At 67.0% G+C, this 17,033-nt stretch carries 18 protein-coding genes; 14 read left to right on the top strand and 4 right to left on the bottom strand.

Annotation, left to right across the window (positions count from 1 at the left end):
• The first annotated feature begins 114 nt into the window (after positions 1 to 114).
• The 5 genes from ACIQTX_RS12170 (at position 115) to ACIQTX_RS12150 (ending at position 5,128) form a co-directional block, all read left to right on the top strand.
• Complete coding sequence (locus ACIQTX_RS12170) at positions 115 to 1,278, top strand: sensor histidine kinase (RefSeq protein ID WP_402972368.1); 1,164 nt, start codon at positions 115 to 117, stop codon at positions 1,276 to 1,278.
• Positions 1,275 to 1,940 (top strand): response regulator, encoded by a 666-nt coding sequence (locus ACIQTX_RS12165; RefSeq protein ID WP_402972366.1) that lies wholly within the window; start codon positions 1,275 to 1,277, stop codon positions 1,938 to 1,940. The genes ACIQTX_RS12170 and ACIQTX_RS12165 overlap by 4 nt, the downstream gene beginning before the upstream one ends.
• 162 nt (positions 1,941 to 2,102) lie before the next feature.
• Complete coding sequence (thrS, locus tag ACIQTX_RS12160) at positions 2,103 to 4,031, top strand: threonine--tRNA ligase (protein ID WP_402973050.1); 1,929 nt, start codon at positions 2,103 to 2,105, stop codon at positions 4,029 to 4,031.
• The gene (locus ACIQTX_RS12155; RefSeq protein WP_402972364.1) at positions 4,028 to 4,582 is read left to right on the top strand and encodes an HIT family protein; all 555 of its coding nucleotides are present in this window, start codon (positions 4,028 to 4,030) and stop codon (positions 4,580 to 4,582) included. Before thrS ends, ACIQTX_RS12155 begins: the two co-directional genes overlap by 4 nt.
• Positions 4,583 to 4,597: 15 nt before the next feature.
• Entirely contained in the window at positions 4,598 to 5,128 is a 531-nt protein-coding gene (locus ACIQTX_RS12150) for a hypothetical protein (protein WP_402972362.1), read from the top strand.
• A gap of 27 nt (positions 5,129 to 5,155) precedes the next feature.
• Here the strand turns inward: ACIQTX_RS12150 and pdxY are convergent, their stop codons facing one another.
• Positions 5,156 to 6,007 carry a pyridoxal kinase PdxY gene (gene pdxY, locus ACIQTX_RS12145; protein WP_402972360.1) on the bottom strand — a complete coding sequence of 284 codons (852 nt, stop codon included), beginning with the start codon at positions 6,005 to 6,007 and terminating at the stop codon, positions 5,156 to 5,158.
• Between the two features lie 46 nt (positions 6,008 to 6,053).
• The gene (locus ACIQTX_RS12140) at positions 6,054 to 7,361 is read right to left on the bottom strand and encodes an aminotransferase class I/II-fold pyridoxal phosphate-dependent enzyme (RefSeq protein ID WP_402972358.1); all 1,308 of its coding nucleotides are present in this window, start codon (positions 7,359 to 7,361) and stop codon (positions 6,054 to 6,056) included.
• A 90-nt stretch (positions 7,362 to 7,451) separates the two neighbouring features.
• Between ACIQTX_RS12140 and pdxS the strand changes: the two genes are divergently transcribed.
• Entirely contained in the window at positions 7,452 to 8,345 is an 894-nt protein-coding gene (gene pdxS / locus ACIQTX_RS12135) for a pyridoxal 5'-phosphate synthase lyase subunit PdxS (RefSeq protein WP_105525313.1), read from the top strand.
• Positions 8,335 to 8,955, top strand: a complete 621-nt coding sequence (pdxT, locus tag ACIQTX_RS12130) for a pyridoxal 5'-phosphate synthase glutaminase subunit PdxT (protein ID WP_402972356.1) — start codon at positions 8,335 to 8,337, stop codon at positions 8,953 to 8,955. The genes pdxS and pdxT overlap by 11 nt, the downstream gene beginning before the upstream one ends.
• Here the strand turns inward: pdxT and ACIQTX_RS12125 are convergent, their stop codons facing one another.
• Positions 8,956 to 9,879: an aminoglycoside phosphotransferase family protein gene (locus ACIQTX_RS12125; RefSeq protein WP_402972354.1), complete on the bottom strand. Its 924-nt coding sequence runs from the start codon at positions 9,877 to 9,879 to the stop codon at positions 8,956 to 8,958.
• Entirely contained in the window at positions 9,876 to 10,586 is a 711-nt protein-coding gene (locus tag ACIQTX_RS12120; RefSeq protein WP_028501800.1) for an alpha/beta hydrolase-fold protein, read from the bottom strand. The genes ACIQTX_RS12125 and ACIQTX_RS12120 overlap by 4 nt, the downstream gene beginning before the upstream one ends.
• Before the next feature lie 86 nt (positions 10,587 to 10,672).
• Here ACIQTX_RS12120 and ACIQTX_RS12115 point away from each other — a divergent pair, with 86 nt between their 5' ends.
• The 7 genes from ACIQTX_RS12115 (at position 10,673) to secF (ending at position 16,982) form a co-directional block, all read left to right on the top strand.
• Complete coding sequence (locus tag ACIQTX_RS12115) at positions 10,673 to 11,434, top strand: YebC/PmpR family DNA-binding transcriptional regulator (RefSeq protein WP_028501801.1); 762 nt, start codon at positions 10,673 to 10,675, stop codon at positions 11,432 to 11,434.
• A 45-nt stretch (positions 11,435 to 11,479) separates the two neighbouring features.
• Positions 11,480 to 12,046 (top strand): crossover junction endodeoxyribonuclease RuvC, encoded by a 567-nt coding sequence (gene ruvC / locus ACIQTX_RS12110; protein WP_105525317.1) that lies wholly within the window; start codon positions 11,480 to 11,482, stop codon positions 12,044 to 12,046.
• A 27-nt stretch (positions 12,047 to 12,073) separates the two neighbouring features.
• Positions 12,074 to 12,694: a Holliday junction branch migration protein RuvA gene (gene ruvA, locus ACIQTX_RS12105; protein WP_028501803.1), complete on the top strand. Its 621-nt coding sequence runs from the start codon at positions 12,074 to 12,076 to the stop codon at positions 12,692 to 12,694.
• Positions 12,687 to 13,712: a Holliday junction branch migration DNA helicase RuvB gene (ruvB, locus tag ACIQTX_RS12100; protein ID WP_028501804.1), complete on the top strand. Its 1,026-nt coding sequence runs from the start codon at positions 12,687 to 12,689 to the stop codon at positions 13,710 to 13,712. Before ruvA ends, ruvB begins: the two co-directional genes overlap by 8 nt.
• A 72-nt stretch (positions 13,713 to 13,784) precedes the next feature.
• The gene (yajC, locus tag ACIQTX_RS12095) at positions 13,785 to 14,186 is read left to right on the top strand and encodes a preprotein translocase subunit YajC (protein WP_374954107.1); all 402 of its coding nucleotides are present in this window, start codon (positions 13,785 to 13,787) and stop codon (positions 14,184 to 14,186) included.
• A gap of 55 nt (positions 14,187 to 14,241) precedes the next feature.
• Positions 14,242 to 15,993 (top strand): protein translocase subunit SecD, encoded by a 1,752-nt coding sequence (secD, locus tag ACIQTX_RS12090; RefSeq protein WP_402972350.1) that lies wholly within the window; start codon positions 14,242 to 14,244, stop codon positions 15,991 to 15,993.
• On the top strand, positions 15,993 to 16,982 hold the full coding sequence (secF, locus tag ACIQTX_RS12085; protein ID WP_402972348.1) for a protein translocase subunit SecF: 990 nt from the start codon (positions 15,993 to 15,995) through the stop codon (positions 16,980 to 16,982). The genes secD and secF overlap by 1 nt, the downstream gene beginning before the upstream one ends.
• The last annotated feature ends 51 nt before the right edge of the window (positions 16,983 to 17,033 follow it).

The raw sequence follows: 17,033 nt of genomic DNA, 5'->3' as shown, positions 1-17,033 counted from the left end.
TCGTGCTCCGTTTCGCGTCCCTCTGGCGCAGACACCCGTGTACTGCGTTCGCGGTACGCGAATGTGGTCCCGGTGGGGGACTCGCCGTCGAGGCAACCGCGGAATACTGGAAGCATGCCGGTAGCCCGAACTCGTGGAATCGCGGGGCCCCTGCGCGACGTCATCGTCTTCGCCGTCATCGTGACCTTCGCCGTCCTGCCGTTCCCCGACGAGGATTTCCGTGCGCACGGATGGCTGCTGGTGCCGGCGCTCGTGCCCGCTGCGGCGGTGCTGCTCCGGCGCCGTCTGCCCTTCGTCGCGCTCGGGGTGAGCCTCGCGTGCGCGGTCGTCCTGGCGATTGCGGGTGTCGTGTCGCCCAGCTCGCTGATCGCGGCAGCCGTCAGCTGCTACTCGCTCGTCGATCTGCGCGGACGCCGCATCGGGCTGATCGGAGTCGTCGCGGCAGCGGTGATCGTGTTCCTCTCCAACGGCTTGGCGATGGGGGGAGATCTGGTCGACGCGACGGCCCTGCAGTTCGTCCTGTTCATCCTGCTGGCCGGGGCGATGGGAGATGCTGCGCGGTCTCGACGGGAGTTCATGGAGGCGATGACGGATCGCGCGGAGCGGGCGGAGCGAACCCGCGACGACGAGGCCCGCCGCCGGGTGACGGACGAGCGGGTGCGGATCGCACGGGACCTGCACGATGTCGTCGCACACCAGATCTCGGTGATCAGTCTCAACGCGGGGGTGGCCTCCTCCGCGTTGGAGACCCGCCCGGAGCGAGCGCGCGAGGCCCTTGCGACCATCCGCAGCGCCTCGCGAACCGTGCTCGCCGACATCGGTGGGTTGATGTCGCTCCTCAGATCTGATGACGCGGGTGACGCGCGCGACCTGCATCCGCAGCACGGGCTCGCCGATCTGGACACGCTCGTCGAACGGTTTGCGGATGCGGGGCTCCGCGTGGGCATGGATCATGCCGTCGATCCCGTCGCCCTGTCTCCTGCGAGCGACTATGTCGCGTACCTGGTAGTGCAGGAGGGCCTGACGAACGCGCACAAGCACGGAGCAGAACGTGCGGTCACCGTCATGGTCCGGGTGGTCGACGATGCGCTCGCGCTGACCATCACGAATCCGGTGCATTCGCTGGACGCCGTAGCCTCCTCGCCGAGCGGTCACGGGCTGCGCGGACTCCGTGAGCGGGTGGCCGCGGTGCGCGGCGAGGTCTCTACCGACCGGACAGAAGGAGAGTTCGTGTTGGCGGTCCGCATTCCCACGAATGAACGGAGCGCGCGCGCATGATCTCCGTGCTCGTGGTCGACGACCAGCCGCTGGTCCGTCAGGCGGTGCGCGACATCCTCACCGACGGCGGGCTGCGTGTGATCGGTGAGGCGGCCTCGGGGCGTGCGGCGGTCGCATCTGCCGCAGAGCTCGTCCCCGACGTCGTGCTGATGGACATCCGGATGCCTGACCTCGACGGAATCGCCGCGACCGAGCTCATCTGCGCAGCGCGTCCGGCCGGAAAACCGCGGGTGCTCATCCTCACGACGTTCGAGGAGGACGAGTACGTGGTCGCCGCGCTCAGGGCTGGAGCGAGCGGTTTCATCGGCAAGGGGGCCGAACCGGAGGACATCGTCCGAGCCGTGCGCACGATCGACGCGGGGGAGTCGCTGCTGTCTTCGACCGCGACGCGCACGCTCATCGAGCGGTCGGTACGAGGGGCCGCCGTGCCGGTGTCCGGCGCGCATCGCGAGGTGCTCTCACGGCTGACGGCGCGTGAGCACGAGGTACTGCTGCTGGTCGCCGGCGGAAAGACGAATCAGGAGATCGCGTCTTCTCTCACGATCTCACCGCACACGGCCAAGACACACGTGAACCGGATCATGTCGAAGGCGGATGCGCGGGATCGGGCGCAGCTCGTGATCCTCGCCTACGAATCGGGCATCGTGGTCGCCGGCGGCTGAGCGGACGCCCTCGCGCGTGCCGCCGATCGTGCGTGCGCGGCGGTCAGGACGGCGTGATCATGCGAGTAACCTGGGTATCGACCCAGATGGAGAGTTTCTGTGCCTGAAAACGCCCGGCCGCATGACGGCTTCGCCCTGTTCACTGACCGAAACGTCGTCGCGATGCGCGTCAACGGCGAGCTCAAGGATCTCGCCACGACCGTGACCGACACCGACGAGGTCGAAGCGGTCACGATCGACAGCGCGGACGGGCTGAACATCCTCCGCCACTCCGCGGCCCACGTGCTCGCGCAGGCCGTGCAGCGGATCAACCCGCAGGCGAACCTCGGCATCGGCCCGCCGATCACCGACGGCTTCTACTACGACTTCGGTGTCGAGACTCCGTTCACGCCCGAGGACATCAAGGCCATCTCGAAGGAGATGCAGCGTATCGTCCGCGAGGGCCAGAGGTTCGTCCGCCGTGTGGTGACCGACGACGAGGCTCGCGCCGAGCTCGCGAACGAGCCGTTCAAGCTCGAGCTCATCGGACTCAAGGGCCCGGGCAAGGAGGTCGCTGAAGGTGCCTCGGTCGAGGTCGGCGAGGGCGAGCTGACGATCTACGACAACACGACGCGTGACGGCGAGGTCGTCTGGAAGGACCTCTGCCGCGGACCGCACCTGCCGAACACCCGCATGATCGGTAACGGCTGGGACCTCACCCGCATCGCGGCCGCGTACTGGCGTGGCAGCGAGAAGAATCCGCAGCTGCAGCGCATCTACGGCACGGCCTGGCCGACGAAGGATGAGCTGCGCGCGTACCAGCACCGTCTCGAAGAGGCAGCCAAGCGCGACCACCGGCGCCTCGGCAAGGAACTCGATCTGTTCTCGTTCCCCGAGGAGATCGGCTCCGGCCTCTCTGTCTGGCACCCTCGTGGCGGCGTGATCCGTGGCGAGATGGAGCAGCATGCTCGCAAGCGCCACATCGAGGGCGGCTACACCTACGTGTACACGCCGCACATCTCCAAGGAAGACCTCTTCCTCACCTCGAACCACCTCGTCACGTACAAGGACGGCATGTTCCCGCCGATCGTGATGGACGAGGAGCGCGACGACGAGGGCAACATCACCAAGCAGGGCCAGGACTACTACCTGAAGCCGATGAACTGCCCGATGCACATCCTGATCTACAAGGAGCGCGCGCGCAGCTACCGTGATCTGCCGCTGCGCTTCGCCGAGAACGGCACGGTCTATCGCAACGAGCTCTCCGGCGCGCTGCACGGCCTCACGCGTGTGCGGGGCTTCACTCAAGACGATTCGCACCTCTTCGTCACGCCCGACCAGCTCGAGGCCGAGGTCAGCAAGGTCCTCGAGTTCATCCTCTCGATGCTTCGCGACTTCGGTCTGACCGACTTCGAGCTCGAGCTGTCGATGAAGGACGACGAGAAGTCGAAGTGGATCGGCTCCGACGAGTTCTGGGAGTCGTCCACCGATGCGCTGCGCCGCGTCGCCGTCGCCTCCGGCCTCAAGCTGACCGAGGTCCCCGGTGAGGCCGCGTTCTACGGTCCGAAGATCGACCTCAAGACGCGCGATGCGATCGGCCGCACCTGGCAGCTCTCGACCGTGCAGGTCGACCCGAACCTGCCGGAGCGCTTCGACCTCGAATTCATGGACAAGGACGGGCAGAAGAAGCGCCCGATCATGATCCACCGCGCGCTATTCGGCTCGATCGAGCGGTTCTTCGCGATCCTGCTCGAGCACTACGCGGGTGACTTCCCGGTGTGGCTGTCTCCGGTGCAGGTCGTGGGTATCCCGGTCGCCGACGACTTCGCCGACTACCTGGGCGACGTCGTCGACACACTGCGCTCCCAGGGCGTGCGTGCCGAGCTCGACACGTCTGACGACCGCATGCAGAAGAAGATCCGCACTCACACGACCGGCAAGGTGCCGCTGCTGCTGATCGCGGGGGAGAAAGACCGCGACGCGGGCACCGTCTCGTTCCGCTACCGCGACGGCGCACAGGAGAACGGTGTGCCGATCGCAGACGCCGTGGCCCGTATCCGTGCCGCCATCGACTCCCACGCCCTTGTGCAGACAGCGGGGGACCTGGCGTGACCGAGGGGCCGCAGCCGCTGGAGGATGCCGGACTCCTCGCCGGGGTTCCGGACGAGTTCCAGCGGCTGTGGACCCCGCACCGGATGGCGTACATCCAGGCCGGGCCTGAACCGCTGCGTGAGGAGTGCCCGTTCTGCGAGGCGCCGAAGTTCCCCGATGCCGAGCGGCTCGTGGTGGCTCGTGGCGAGACGGCCTATGTGCTGCTGAACCTCTTCCCGTACAACTCCGGACATCTCCTCGTGTGCCCATACCGACACATCGGCACGTATGACCAGGCGACTCCCGAGGAGGTCGCCGAGATCGGCGCGCTGACGCAGACCGCGATGCGGGTTCTGCGTGAGGTGTCACGCTGCGACGGCTTCAACCTGGGCATGAATCAGGGTGCCGTGGCAGGGGCCGGTGTCGACGCTCACCTGCATCAGCACGTGGTGCCGCGGTGGACGTCGGACGCGAACTTCTTCCCGATCATCGCGAAGACCAAGGCGCTCCCGCAGCTCCTCGGCGAGGTGCGCGACGCGGTGGCTGACGCCTGGCCGCAGCCGCTCGCCTGACCTCGGCGCTGAACGATGACCTTCTCCCTGCGACGCGGTGCGTCCGTCGTCTTTCTCGGCCTCGTCGCCTCACTCACCGTCTCGCTCGTCGCCTGCACACCGCAGCCGACCCCCGAGCCCACCCCGACCCCGACCAGCGCGGAGGACGAGGGGCGTGCGTTCTACCTCGCCCAGGGCTATGCAGAAGGCGAGGGACGACTCACGCCGAAGACGTCACAGCAGCAGCAACTGGTGGACGAGGTGATCGAGAGCGGCGTCTGGGCGGGCATCCCTGACGACGATGTCGCGTGGATGAGCCTCGAACTCACGATCGACGCCTGCCTGGTGGCGATCGAGAACGAACATCGTGTCGATGCTGATCTGGTGAGCGCGCACATCGATTCCTCGAACATCCTTCGCACGTGGTCGGATGCGTTCGAGGAGAGCGATCCCGGTCTGCCGTTCATGCTCGGTGGACTCGCGATCTCCGGGATGCAATACCTCTGCCCTGACGACTATCCCGACTGGATCGCCGCGTATCGAGAGCTCCCGATCCCGACCGGGTGAGCCAGGTCGGCCCACCCGGTAGTCGGCTCAGCGCACCTGACGGGCCGTGAACTGCATCTGCGGGTTCGCGTAGAACTCCTGGGCTTCGACGAGCTGCAGTTCCCGCTCACCGGAATCCAGCGTCGCCTTGAGCAGGTCGTACACGCTGGAGGCCGTGCGCTCGAGAGCGATCTTCGCACTGCCGGTGTCGACATAGTGCGCGGTGAACAGTGCGGCGGTCACATCGCCCGAGCCGTTCGCCTTCATCGGCAGGTGCGGCGTCTGCACGACCCAGGCACCCTGGTCGTCGGCGGCGAGCATCTCGATGGTGCCCTCTTCGCGGTCGGGACGCTCGACGCTCGTGACGAGCACCGTGCGCGGACCCATCGCGTGCGCGAGATCGACCGAGGCCAGAGTCGACTCCAGCGTGTCAGGCTCGGTGTCGGTGAGGAAGCCGAGCTCGAACTGGTTCGGCGTGATGATGTCGGCCACCGGCACGACGCGCTCTCGCAGCAGCACCGGGATGGCGGGGGCGACGAAGCATCCGGACTTCGCGTTGCCCATGACCGGGTCGCACGCGTACACGGCGTTCGAGTTCGCGGCCTTCACGCGTGCGACGGCGTCGATGATCACGTCACCGATGCCCTCTCCGCCCTGGTAGCCGCTGAGGATCGCATCGATCTGGCTGAAGACGCCGCGCTCCTCGATGCCGGTGATGACCTCGCGCACGTCGTCGGGGGCGATCAGCGGCCCACGCCAGGCGCCGTAGCCGGTGTGGTTGGAGAAGTTCACGGTGTAGACCGGGAGCACCTCGACGCCGATGCGCTGCAGCGGGAACACCGCGGCGGAGTTGCCGACGTGCCCGTAGGCGACGGCTGACTGGATGGAGAGGATCTTCATTCTCCGGCTCTTTCGTTCAGGGCGGGCCGGTGCCCGCGACGGATGGTCATCGCCCGGCGGCGACGAGGTCTGCGACGAGGGATTCGGCCTCATCGTCGGAGAGATCGTGCACGGTCAGGCGCAGGTGGTGCGACGGCTCTGCCTTCTCGTCGAGTGCGAAGTCGTCGCCGGTGCGGGCGAGCCATCCGCGCCGCATCAGGCGATCGGCGACGGTGCGTGCCGATTGGGGGAACTCGACCCACAGGCTCATGCCGTCGGACACGGTCGCATCGATGCCGTTCGCCCGCAGCCGCGCGGCGAACGAGGCGTTCCGCTCCGCATAGTGCGACGAAGCAGCTGCGACCTCGGCCATCACGGTCTCGTCGGTCAGCTGCGTGAGTGCGAGACGCTGCAGCAGGTGGCTCACCCACGTGGTGCCGGGGCTCAGTCGCATCGCGAGGCGTTCTGCGGTCTCGGCATCAGTCGCTGCGATCGCGACGCACATATCGGGCCCGAGGAACTTCGACACCGACCGCACGAGCGCGAAGCGGCGGTGAGCGGGCCCGATGAGCGACTCGTAGCGGCGCTGCGACAGCATCGAGAAGTGGTCGTCCTCGATGATCAGCACGTAGGGGTGGTCGGCGAGCACGGCGCGGAGCGCTGCTGCTCGTGACTCGGTGAGGCTCGCGCCGGTGGGGTTCTGCGCGCGAGGAGTGCAGATGATCGCCCTGACGCCGGCATCCAGCGCAGCACGGAGGCCGTCTACCGTCATGCCCTCGTCGTCGACCGGCACCGGAACCGCGCGGTATCCGCCGAGGCGCACGGTGTGGATGCTCGCCAGGAAGCACGGGTCTTCGAGGGCCACCGCGTCATCGCGCATCAGAGCCTGAGCGAGCAGCCGTTCGACCGCATCGACAGCCCCGCTGGTGATGGTGATGCGGAAGTCGACGTCTCCGAGATCGGCGGAGATCCACTGCCGCGCCCATTCGTCGAGGCCTCGATCGATCACCGGCTCGCCGTAGAGCACGGGGCGCGAGGCGATGGTCATCAGCGCCGGAGCCGGGTCGGGGATGAGTCGGGGATCGGGGTTGCCCGTGCCGATGTCGCGCAGCACGGTGTCGGGCGCGTAGCCCTCCTGTGCCACCGACTCGAGACCGGCGACGACCGTTCCGGCGCGGCCGCGTGAGATCACGAGGCCGGCCTGTGCGAGTTGGCGGTAGGCGGCGACAGCTGTGTTCCGGTTCACCCCGAGAGTCGCTGCGAGCTCTCGCACCGGCGGCAGAACGCTCCCGGCCTGGAGGATTCCGCGGTCGCGCAACGAGCGCACGCTGTCGGCGATGTCCGATGCGGTGGTGCCTGTGATCTGGTCGCTCATGGTCCTCCTCAGTGATTCTAGGTCGAATCGGACAGTGCTATGTTTGACATAGATCAAACCCGACTTTGGTGCATCCGACAGGAGTTCCCCATGACCGAGCAGACCACCACCGGATCGTCGCGCGTCAAGCGCGGCCTCGCCGAGATGCTCAAGGGCGGCGTCATCATGGACGTCGTCACGGCAGAGCAGGCGAAGATCGCCGAAGACGCCGGCGCCGTCGCCGTCATGGCGCTCGAGCGGGTCCCGGCAGACATCCGCGCTCAGGGCGGCGTCTCGCGCATGAGCGACCCCGACATGATCGACAGCATCATCGACACGGTCTCGATCCCGGTGATGGCGAAGGCACGAATCGGACACTTCGTCGAGGCGCAGATCCTTCAGGAGCTCGGGGTCGACTACATCGACGAGTCTGAGGTGCTCTCGCCAGCCGACTACGTGAACCACATCGACAAGTTCGACTTCAAGGTGCCGTTCGTGTGCGGCGCCACCAACCTCGGCGAGGCGCTCCGTCGTATCAACGAGGGTGCGGCGATGATCCGCTCCAAGGGCGAGGCCGGCACCGGTGACGTCTCCGAGGCGATGAAGCACATCCGCAAGATCCGCGGCGAGATCGCCGCCCTCACCGCGCTGCCCAAGGACGAGCTGTTCGTCGCGGCCAAAGAGCTGCAGGCGCCGTACGAGCTGGTCGCCGAGATCGCGCAGACCGGCAAGCTTCCTGTCGTGCTGTTCGTCGCCGGTGGCGTCGCGACGCCCGCGGATGCCGCGATGATGATGCAGCTCGGCGCAGACGGCGTCTTCGTGGGTTCCGGCATCTTCAAGTCGGGCAACCCGGTCGAGCGCGCGAAGGCGATCGTCAAGGCGACCACGTTCTACGACGATGCGAAGGTCGTCGCCGAGGCCTCGCGCGGTCTCGGCGAGGCGATGGTCGGCATCAACGTCTCCGATCTCCCCGCACCGCACCGCCTCGCCGAGCGTGGCTGGTAACACCCGGGTCGGCGTCCTCGCGCTGCAGGGCGACGTGCGTGAGCATGTCGCCCTGCTCGCCGGACTCGGAGCCGACGTGGTTCTTGTGCGTCGCCCCGACGAGCTCGCGTCGGTCGACGGCCTCGTGATCCCGGGGGGAGAATCGAGCGTCATCGACAAGCTGTCCCGCATCTTCGGCATGCAGACGCCCATCCGTGCGGCGATCGCCGCAGGCCTTCCTGTGCTGGGTACCTGCGCGGGGTTGATCATGTTGGCCGATGACATCGTGGACGCGATCGACGGACAGGAATCGTTCGGTGGACTCGACGTCGTCGTGCGCCGCAACGCCTTCGGCCGGCAGGTCGAGTCGTTCGAGGCTGAGCTCGACGTTCCCGCCTTCGGGGGTGAGCGCGTCTCGGCCGCCTTCATCCGCGGCCCGGTGGTCGAATCGGTGGGGCCTCACGCCGAGGTGTTGGCGACCTTGCCCGACGGTCGCGTGGTCGCGGTGGAGCAGGGGAATCTGCTCGGGCTGAGCTTCCACCCCGAGATCACGGGGGAGAAGCGCTTCCACGAGCGCTTCCTCGCGCGGGTGGAAGCGCATCATCGAATGGCGGCACCGCAGGGCGCGTAGTCAGAGCAGTGTGGCGAGCCAGCGCAGCGCCGGAACCGCCTGTGCGCGCTGGAAGGCGCGGAGGCCGGGGAGCTGCGGGATCTCGGGCTGAGCCTGCTGATACCAGAGGAATGACGCGAAGGCGGAGATGACCGGCAGCAGTTCGCCCTGAGATGGCGCACCGTGCTCTTCGAAGACGGCCCACGCTTCTTCGCATGACGGTCCACCGGATGCCTCGATGCTCGGCAGCAGACAGGGCAGGTCTATCCAGGCGGCGCCCTTTCGCGCATGCGGCCAGTCCAACAGGTGCGCTCGCCCCTCGCTGATGAGGATGTTGTCGGCTCGCACGTCGTCGTGCACGATCACGTCGCCGTGCAGCGCGTCGCGGAAGTTCTCTTCGATGCGCAGGAGCTGCGGCTTATGCGCTGACAGGCCGTGGGGGAGTGCTTCGAGAAGGTGTGGATCCGCCGCGATCTCGGTCCAACGAGTGAAGCCCGGGATCATGCGGTCTTCTGCTCGAGGCATCTCCGACGGCGCAGGGGTGGTCGACAGCGTTCGGAGGGCCTGCGCCACGGCGTGCAGATCCGCGGCCGTCCACGGCTGGCCCGGGTGGTGCCCGTCGATCGCCTCGATCACGAGTGCGGTGCCTGCCGCGTCGTCGATGGCGGCCAGGAGTCGTGGGGCGATGATGGACGGCAGGTGCCCGAGCGTGCGCATCTCCTCCCTGAGGAAGTGCAACGAGTCCGTGTGCCAGTCGGCGGCGCAAGCCTTTACGAATGCGCGGCCGGCCGTCGTCGTCACGACGCCCGCGTAGGACGCGCTGAATCCGCCGTGAGCAGGTTCGTCCTTCACGAACTCACCTCCGATCGCTCCGACGATCTGTGCGCGGAGGGAAGAGGGAAGGGTCGTCCAGGCGGGACGGAGACGGTCCGCTCCTGCGTTCATCGCGCTGCGCCCTCGGCGTCCTCACCGTTTCGCCGGTGGGAGAGCAGCCAATCGTAGAACGCGGGGTTATCGTACGTCTCGGTCCAGGAGTCGTGACCGACGCCCGCATATCGGGTGAACCGCACGTCGGCGTCGAGAGACCGGAGCTCGGTCACGATCTGCTCCGTTGCGGAGATCGGCACGACATCGTCGGCGTCGCCGTGGAAAGCCCAGACCGGCAGGTTGCGGATCGGCGCAGCGCTCTGCATCCACAGTCCGCCGCAGATCGGAGCGATCGCGGAGAACCGATCGGGGTAGCGCACCGCGAGGCTCCAGGTCCCGAATCCGCCCATGCTGAGTCCGGTCACCGATACGCGGGCCGGATCGATGCGATGCGCCGTGATGACCTCGTCGAGCAGCACGGACAACGTCGAGAGCTCGGCGACCCATTGACTCGACTCGGAGCACTGAGGTGTGACGAGGATGAAGGGAAACTCCCGGCCGGCATCCGCCAGCCTCGGCGGCCCGTGCACGGCGGCGAGATCGAGGTCGGAACCTCGTTCGCCGGCACCGTGCAGGAACAGTACTACGGGCCAGAGCCTGCCCGGATCGGCGTCGTAGTCGTCCGGCAGGTGGATCAGATATCGCAGGGTATCGGCCGGTGTCTGCTCGTCGTCTCGCACGTCCGACGAGCGAAGGGCAGGAGTGATGTGTCGCGATCGGCGCATGCATCCATCCTGCTGCACTTGCGCCGTTCGTTAGACTGGACGACGCGCTGAGTGCGAGCTCACGCGGATACGACGAGCGGAGACTTATGTCCGGGCATTCCAAGTGGGCGACCACGAAGCACAAGAAGGCCATCATCGACTCGCGGCGCGCGAAGTCCTGGGCCAAGCTGATCAAGAACATCGAGGTTGCGGCGAAGCTCGGCGGACCAGACCTCGTCGGCAACCCGACACTCTTCGATGCCGTTCAGAAGGCCAAGAAGACCTCGGTCCCCAAGGACAACATCGACCGCGCAGTGAAGCGCGGTGCCGGCATCGGCGGCGAGGTCGTCGAGTACACCTCGATCATGTACGAAGGCTACGGACCCAACGGCGTCGCGCTCATGATCGAGTGTCTGACCGACAACAAGAACCGCGCGGCCGCTGAGGTTCGTACGGCGCTCAGCCGCAACGGTGGGACGCTCGCCGACCCGGGCAGCGTCGCCTACAACTTCAGCCGCAAGGGTGTCATCGTCGTCGGCTCCGATGGCACGACTGAGGACGACGTCATGATGGCGGCGCTCGAGGCGGGCGCAGAGGAGATCGAGCCGCACGCCGAGGGCTTCGAGGTCATCACCGAGGCGACAGACCTGGTTGCGGTGCGCAGTGCGCTGCAGGAAGCTGGGATCGACTACGAATCGGCCGACGTTGAGTTCGTGCCGAACCTCAAGGTCGAGATCGACGCAGACACCGCCCGCAAGATCTTCCGTCTGATCGACGCTCTGGAAGACAGCGAAGATGTGCAGAACGTGTTCACGAACTTCGATCTGACCGCCGAGGTGCAGGCGGAGCTTGAGAACGACGAGGCCTAGGCGCGCCGGAAGGCCGGTGTCGGTTCCGCCGCCTAGCCTGGGGGAGTGACCTCCACCTTGCGCGTGCTCGGCATCGACCCCGGGCTCACCCGCTGCGGCGTCGGCGTCGTCGACGTCGACGGCTCGCGCCGCGGCACGCTCGTACACGTCGGGGTGATCAGGTCGTCGCCGGATGCCGAGATCGGCGATCGTCTCGCGATCGTCGCCGCCGGCATCCGCGCCGTGATCGCTGAGCATCGTCCGGATGCGGTGGCTGTGGAGCGCGTGTTCGCTCAGCAGAACACGCACTCGGTCATGGGAACGGCGCAGGCCAGCGGCGTCGCGCTGCTGATCGCCTCCGAGTCCGGCCTGCCCGCTGCGACCCACACTCCGAGCGAGGTCAAGGCGGCTGTCACGGGATACGGCGCAGCCGACAAGCGTCAGGTACAGACCATGATCGCGCGCATCCTGCGCCTCGACGAGCTTCCACAGCCCGCGGACGCCGCTGACGCCCTGGCCATCGCCCTCTGCCATGCGTGGCGCAGAGGAGGGCCCTCCGCTTCCGGCCAGGGGGCACTGACTCCGGCGCAGCGCGCCTGGGCCGCCGCGGAGAAGCGTGTCGCTCGAACATAGATACGAGCGACGCCGTAGGCTGAGAATATGATCTCCTCTCTGCACGGTGTCGTCCTGCATGCGACATCCGATCAGGTCGTCATCGACGTGGGCGGAGTCGGGTTCGCCGTCGCCGTCCCCGCTGACGTCGCGCACACGGCGACGGTGGGGGAGAAGCTCCTCCTGCACACGAGCCTCATCGTCCGCGAAGACTCGTTGTCGCTGTTCGGATTCGCCGACCGCGGCGAACTGGAGATCTTCGGTCTGTTGATCAGCGTCACGGGCGTCGGTCCGAAGTCGGCGCTGGGGGTGCTCTCGCACCTCACCGGTGATCAGATCGCCGAAGCGGTCACGGCAGAAGACGACGCTCCCTTCCGGCGCGTGTCCGGCATCGGCCCCAAGACCGCGAAGCTCATCGTGCTCCAGCTCACCGGCAAGGTGCAGGCTTTCGCCGCACCGTCGAAGCCGATCGCCGCAGGCGGCACCGACGTCGTGTCGCAGGTCGCAGCGGCGCTGGTCGGCCTCGGCTGGTCGGAGAAGGTCGCCGTCGAGGCGGCGTCGCAGACCGCGGCCGAAGCGACGGAGGGCGAGCGCGCATCGGTCGCCTCGCTCCTGCGCCGCACCCTCGCCCTCCTCGGGCCGGCGCAGGGAGGCCAGGCCCGTGTCTGACCCCCTCGACGCTGCCGAGCCCTCCGACGAGACCGAACTCGCGATCGAAGGCGCCCTGCGGCCCACGAGCCTGGGTGAATTCGTCGGACAGCAGAAGGTCCGCGGGCAGTTGCAGCTGCTCCTCGAAGCCGCGCGCATCCAGAGCCGGCCCGCCGACCACATCCTGTTGGCGGGGCCTCCTGGTCTCGGCAAGACCACGCTCGCGATGATCGTGGCGCATGAGAGTGAGCGTCCGCTCCGACTCTCCAGCGGCCCGGCGATTCAGCACGCCGGAGATCTCGCCGCCCTCCTGTCCAGCCTGGTGCCGGGCGAAGTCCTGTTCATCGATGAGATCCACCGCATGGCACGTTCGGCGGAGGAGATGCTCTACCTCGCGATGGAGGACTACCGCATCGACATCATGGTGGGCAAGGGCGCCGGCGCCACGAGCATCCCGCTCGAGCTGTCGCCGTTCACTCTGGTCGGCGCGACGACGCGTTCAGGTCTATTGCCGAACCCGCTGCGCGATCGCTTCGGGTTCACCGGTCACCTGGAGTTCTACGATGAGCCCGAACTGGAGCAGGTGATCGCACGTTCGGCCGCCGTCCTCGGCGTCGACCTCCCAAGGGACTCTCTCTCCGAGATCGCGCGTCGCTCTCGCGGTACACCCCGTATCGCGAATCGTCTGCTTCGTCGGGTGCGCGACTATGCGCTCGTGCACACCAACGGCGTGGCGACCATCCACGAAGTCCGGGCGGCGCTGGAGCTCTACGACGTCGATCCGATCGGCCTCGACCGGCTGGATCGCGCGGTTCTCGAAGCGCTCGTCCGCCGTTTCCGCGGCGGACCGGTCGGCCTCAGCACGCTCGCCGTCGCCGTCGGCGAGGAGGCTGAGACCGTGGAGAGTGTCGTCGAGCCGTATCTCGTTCGCATCGGGTTCCTCGGGCGCACTCCGCGTGGTCGCGTGGCGATGCCGGAGGCGTACGCGCATCTGGGCGTGGCGCATCCGGACGGGATGCTTAAGTTGAATGACCTATAATCACTGAAGACTTCCCGGTTACCTTCGCGCGCCCAAAGGCTGGAGCGTGCACCTGAGAAAGGCGCTTCCCCCATGCCCATGGAATTTCTCCTCTTCGGTCTTCTTGCCGTCCTCCTGGTCTTCATGATCTTCAACACGCGCAAGCGGACGAAGGCGATGAAGGCAGAGCAGGAGGAGAAGGCGACCAAGACGGTCCCCGGCGCCAAGGTGCTCCTGCAGGGTGGCATCTACGGGACGATCGTCTCGTACGACCCCGAGGACCTCGACACCCCGGCCCTCGTCGAGATCGCTCCCGGCACCATCATCGACGTCCACAGCCAGGCCATCCTGCGCGTCGTCGAGCCCAAGGACGCCATCGTCGAGTCGCCCGTCGACGAGATCGAGGAGCCGGCTGCTGATGCGTCGATCGCTCCCGAGGTCGAGACCCCCGAGGAGACGCGCGCCCGTCTCGAGCGCGACGCCGACGACAAGTAAGTCCGCGGCCGGCGCGGCCTCTCGGATCTCCGTCCTCCCAGAAAGCTGAACACACGTGGCTTCATCCTCTCCTGTCCGTCATGCCTGGCGGGTCCTTCTCGGCCTGCTCCTCGTGACGGGCGTGCTCTTCGGCATCAACGCCATGGGTGTTTACGTCTTCAAGGACAGCAACGGGGAAGCGGCCAGCTCGTGGTCGCCTGAGCTCGCGCTCGACCTCCAGGGCGGTACGCAGATAGTCCTGAGCGCCGAGACGGAGGATGGGGCTGCTCCCTCCTCCGAGCAGCTCGACCAGGCCGCCGCGATCATCCGCCAGCGTGTCGACGCGTCCGGTGTCGCCGAGGCCGACATCACGACCGAGGGCGGACAGAACATCGTCGTCCAGATTCCGGGTGAGGCCGACGCACAGACGCGGGAGCGGATCCAGTCCAGCGCTCAGCTCGAGTTCCGTCCCGTGCTCTACACGACGGCGGCGACCAACGAGTTCGTCGGCGAAGACGGAAACTCCACGCCGTACCCCAGCCCGGACCCGGGCCTGAACTCGACGCCGACGGCTGAGCCGACCGACGCGAGCGACCTCTCCTGGGTCACGGACAAGCTGGCTGCAGAGTTCCAGGCATACGACTGCGCGAACCCCGACAACGACGCCGCGAAGGCGCCGAAGGACCAGCCGCTCATCGCGTGCTCGGCCGACGGCTCCGCGAAGTACATCCTCGGACCGGCTGAGCTCGACGGCACAGCCATCACGGATGCCTCGGCCGGCCGCGACCCGAAGTCGGGAGCATGGCTCGTCCAGCTCACGATGAACGCGGACGGCGCCGACGCGTTCGGCAAGGTCAGCACGCGTCTGAACCAGAACCGCCTCGACAACCTGTCGCCTCGCGATCAGTTCGCCTTCGTCCTCGACGGCAACGTGATCAGCGCGCCGCGGATGAACGGTCAGATCCTCGACGGCAAGCCGAGCATCTCGGGCAGCTTCACGCAGGAGAGCGCGACGACTCTCGCCGATCAGCTCAAGTTCGGTGCACTGCCCCTCAGCTTCACGGTTCAGAGCTCCGACACGATCTCCGCGACCCTGGGTACGCAGCAGCTGCAGATCGGCCTGATCGCAGGCCTCATCGGTCTCGCACTGGTGGCGATCTACTCGCTCATCGTCTACCGCGCGCTCGGGTCGGTGATCATCGCATCGATCGCGGTGATGGCGATCCTGACCTACATCATCATCTGCATCCTGGCCTGGCGCATCGGCTTCCGCCTCTCGCTCGCCGGTGTCGCCGGTCTGATCGTCTCCATCGGCTTCACGGCCGACTCCTTCATCGTCTACTTCGAACGAATACGAGACGAACTCCGCGACGGGAAGTCCATCACCGCCGCGGTCGAGGACGGCTGGGGGCGCGCGAAGCGCACGATCTACATCTCGAAGTCGATCAACATCCTGGCAGCGCTGGTCCTCTACATCCTGGCCGACGCCACGGTGAAGGGCTTCGCGTTCACGCTCGGACTCACCACCCTCATCGACGTGTTCATCTTCGTGATCTTCACCCACCCCGTGATGCAGCTGCTCGCGCGGACACGATTCTTCGGTGGCGGCCACAAGCTGTCCGGGCTCGATCCCGAAGCACTGGGAGCCGTGTACCGCAGCCGTTCGCAGTACCGCGAAGTGACCACTGCGACCGCCGGCCGTGGCGCGAAGAACGCCCGCTCCCGCGGTGAGGCGGATCGCAGACAGACCATTGCGGAACGCAAGCGCGCCGAGGCCCTCACCACGGGCGAGAAACCCACCAACGCCGGAAGTGAGGGAGACGCCTGATGCCTTCCATGAATGAGTTCGGCAACAACCTCTACTCGGGCAAGACGTCCTTCCCGTTCGTCGGCAAGCGTCGTCTGTGGTTCATCATCGCGATCGTGCTCGTCGTCGGTTCGGCACTCGTGCCGCTCATCCGCCCGATCCAGTTCTCGATCGAGTTCACCGGTGGTTCGCAGTTCACGGTGCAGGCGCCGGACAGCGTCGAGCAGGACACCGCGACCACGGCCGTGCAGTCTGTCGTGCCCGGGGCAGCCACCAAGGTGGTCGTCGTCAGCGGCAAGGACGTCCGTGTCCAGACCGACCAGATGAGCGCCGAAGAGACGCAGCAGGTCGCCGACGCGCTGGCCAAGGCCTACGACGTCGAGCCGTCGGCTGTCACCTCGTCGTTCATCGGCCCGGCCTGGGGCGAGAACGTCACGAAGCAGTCCTTGTGGGGTCTCGCGATCTTCCTGGCGCTCACCTTCCTGATCCTGGCGATCTACTTCCGCACCTGGAAGATGTCGGCGGCTGCGATCATCGGTCTCCTCGACGTGCTCGTGATCACGGTCGGCGTCTACGCGCTGGCCGGCTTCGAGATCTCTCCCGCGGCCGTGATCGGCTTCCTGACGATCCTCGCGTACTCGCTGTACGACACCACGGTGGTGTTCGACAAGGTTCGAGAGAATACGACCGAGGACGGGGAGAAATCTGCCCGGTTGTTCGGGGAATCGGTGAACCTCGCGGTGAACCAGACGCTCGTCCGGTCGATCAACACATCGGTCGTCGCGGCGCTGCCGGTGGGTGCCGTGCTCTTCATCGGTGCCTTCTGGCTCGGTGCCGAGTCGCTCACCGACATCTCGCTGTCGATCTTCGTCGGCATCCTCGTCGCGACGTACTCGACGCTCTTCGTGGCTGCTCCGCTCTACTCGCTGTTCCGCGAGAACGAGCCGCAGCTCAAGGCGCGTGACGCCCGCATCCGCGAGGCCCGCAGCAAGGCGTCCGTCGAGGCCTGACCGGTCTCCGCGGCGGGAGCTCCTCCCGTCCAGCACGCGTAGGATGAACTG

It is taken from the genome of Microbacterium sp. NPDC090281 (assembly GCF_044769635.1).
Lineage (GTDB): Bacteria > Actinomycetota > Actinomycetes > Actinomycetales > Microbacteriaceae > Microbacterium.
Note: the sequence above shows the minus strand (reverse complement) of the source record. Positions and strands in the feature narration are given on the sequence as shown.

Coding starts and splice junctions, on each gene's coding strand:
- pdxY (WP_402972360.1), bottom strand. CDS start 6,007: ATGAAGATCCTCTCCATCCAGTCAGCCGTCGCCTACGGGCACGTCGGC.
- ACIQTX_RS12150 (WP_402972362.1), top strand. CDS start 4,598: ATGACCTTCTCCCTGCGACGCGGTGCGTCCGTCGTCTTTCTCGGCCTC.
- ruvA (WP_028501803.1), top strand. CDS start 12,074: ATGATCTCCTCTCTGCACGGTGTCGTCCTGCATGCGACATCCGATCAG.
- secF (WP_402972348.1), top strand. CDS start 15,993: ATGCCTTCCATGAATGAGTTCGGCAACAACCTCTACTCGGGCAAGACG.
- ACIQTX_RS12165 (WP_402972366.1), top strand. CDS start 1,275: ATGATCTCCGTGCTCGTGGTCGACGACCAGCCGCTGGTCCGTCAGGCG.
- ACIQTX_RS12115 (WP_028501801.1), top strand. CDS start 10,673: ATGTCCGGGCATTCCAAGTGGGCGACCACGAAGCACAAGAAGGCCATC.
- ACIQTX_RS12140 (WP_402972358.1), bottom strand. CDS start 7,361: ATGAGCGACCAGATCACAGGCACCACCGCATCGGACATCGCCGACAGC.
- ACIQTX_RS12120 (WP_028501800.1), bottom strand. CDS start 10,586: ATGCGCCGATCGCGACACATCACTCCTGCCCTTCGCTCGTCGGACGTG.
- pdxS (WP_105525313.1), top strand. CDS start 7,452: ATGACCGAGCAGACCACCACCGGATCGTCGCGCGTCAAGCGCGGCCTC.
- ACIQTX_RS12170 (WP_402972368.1), top strand. CDS start 115: ATGCCGGTAGCCCGAACTCGTGGAATCGCGGGGCCCCTGCGCGACGTC.
- thrS (WP_402973050.1), top strand. CDS start 2,103: ATGCGCGTCAACGGCGAGCTCAAGGATCTCGCCACGACCGTGACCGAC.
- ACIQTX_RS12125 (WP_402972354.1), bottom strand. CDS start 9,879: ATGAACGCAGGAGCGGACCGTCTCCGTCCCGCCTGGACGACCCTTCCC.
- yajC (WP_374954107.1), top strand. CDS start 13,785: ATGCCCATGGAATTTCTCCTCTTCGGTCTTCTTGCCGTCCTCCTGGTC.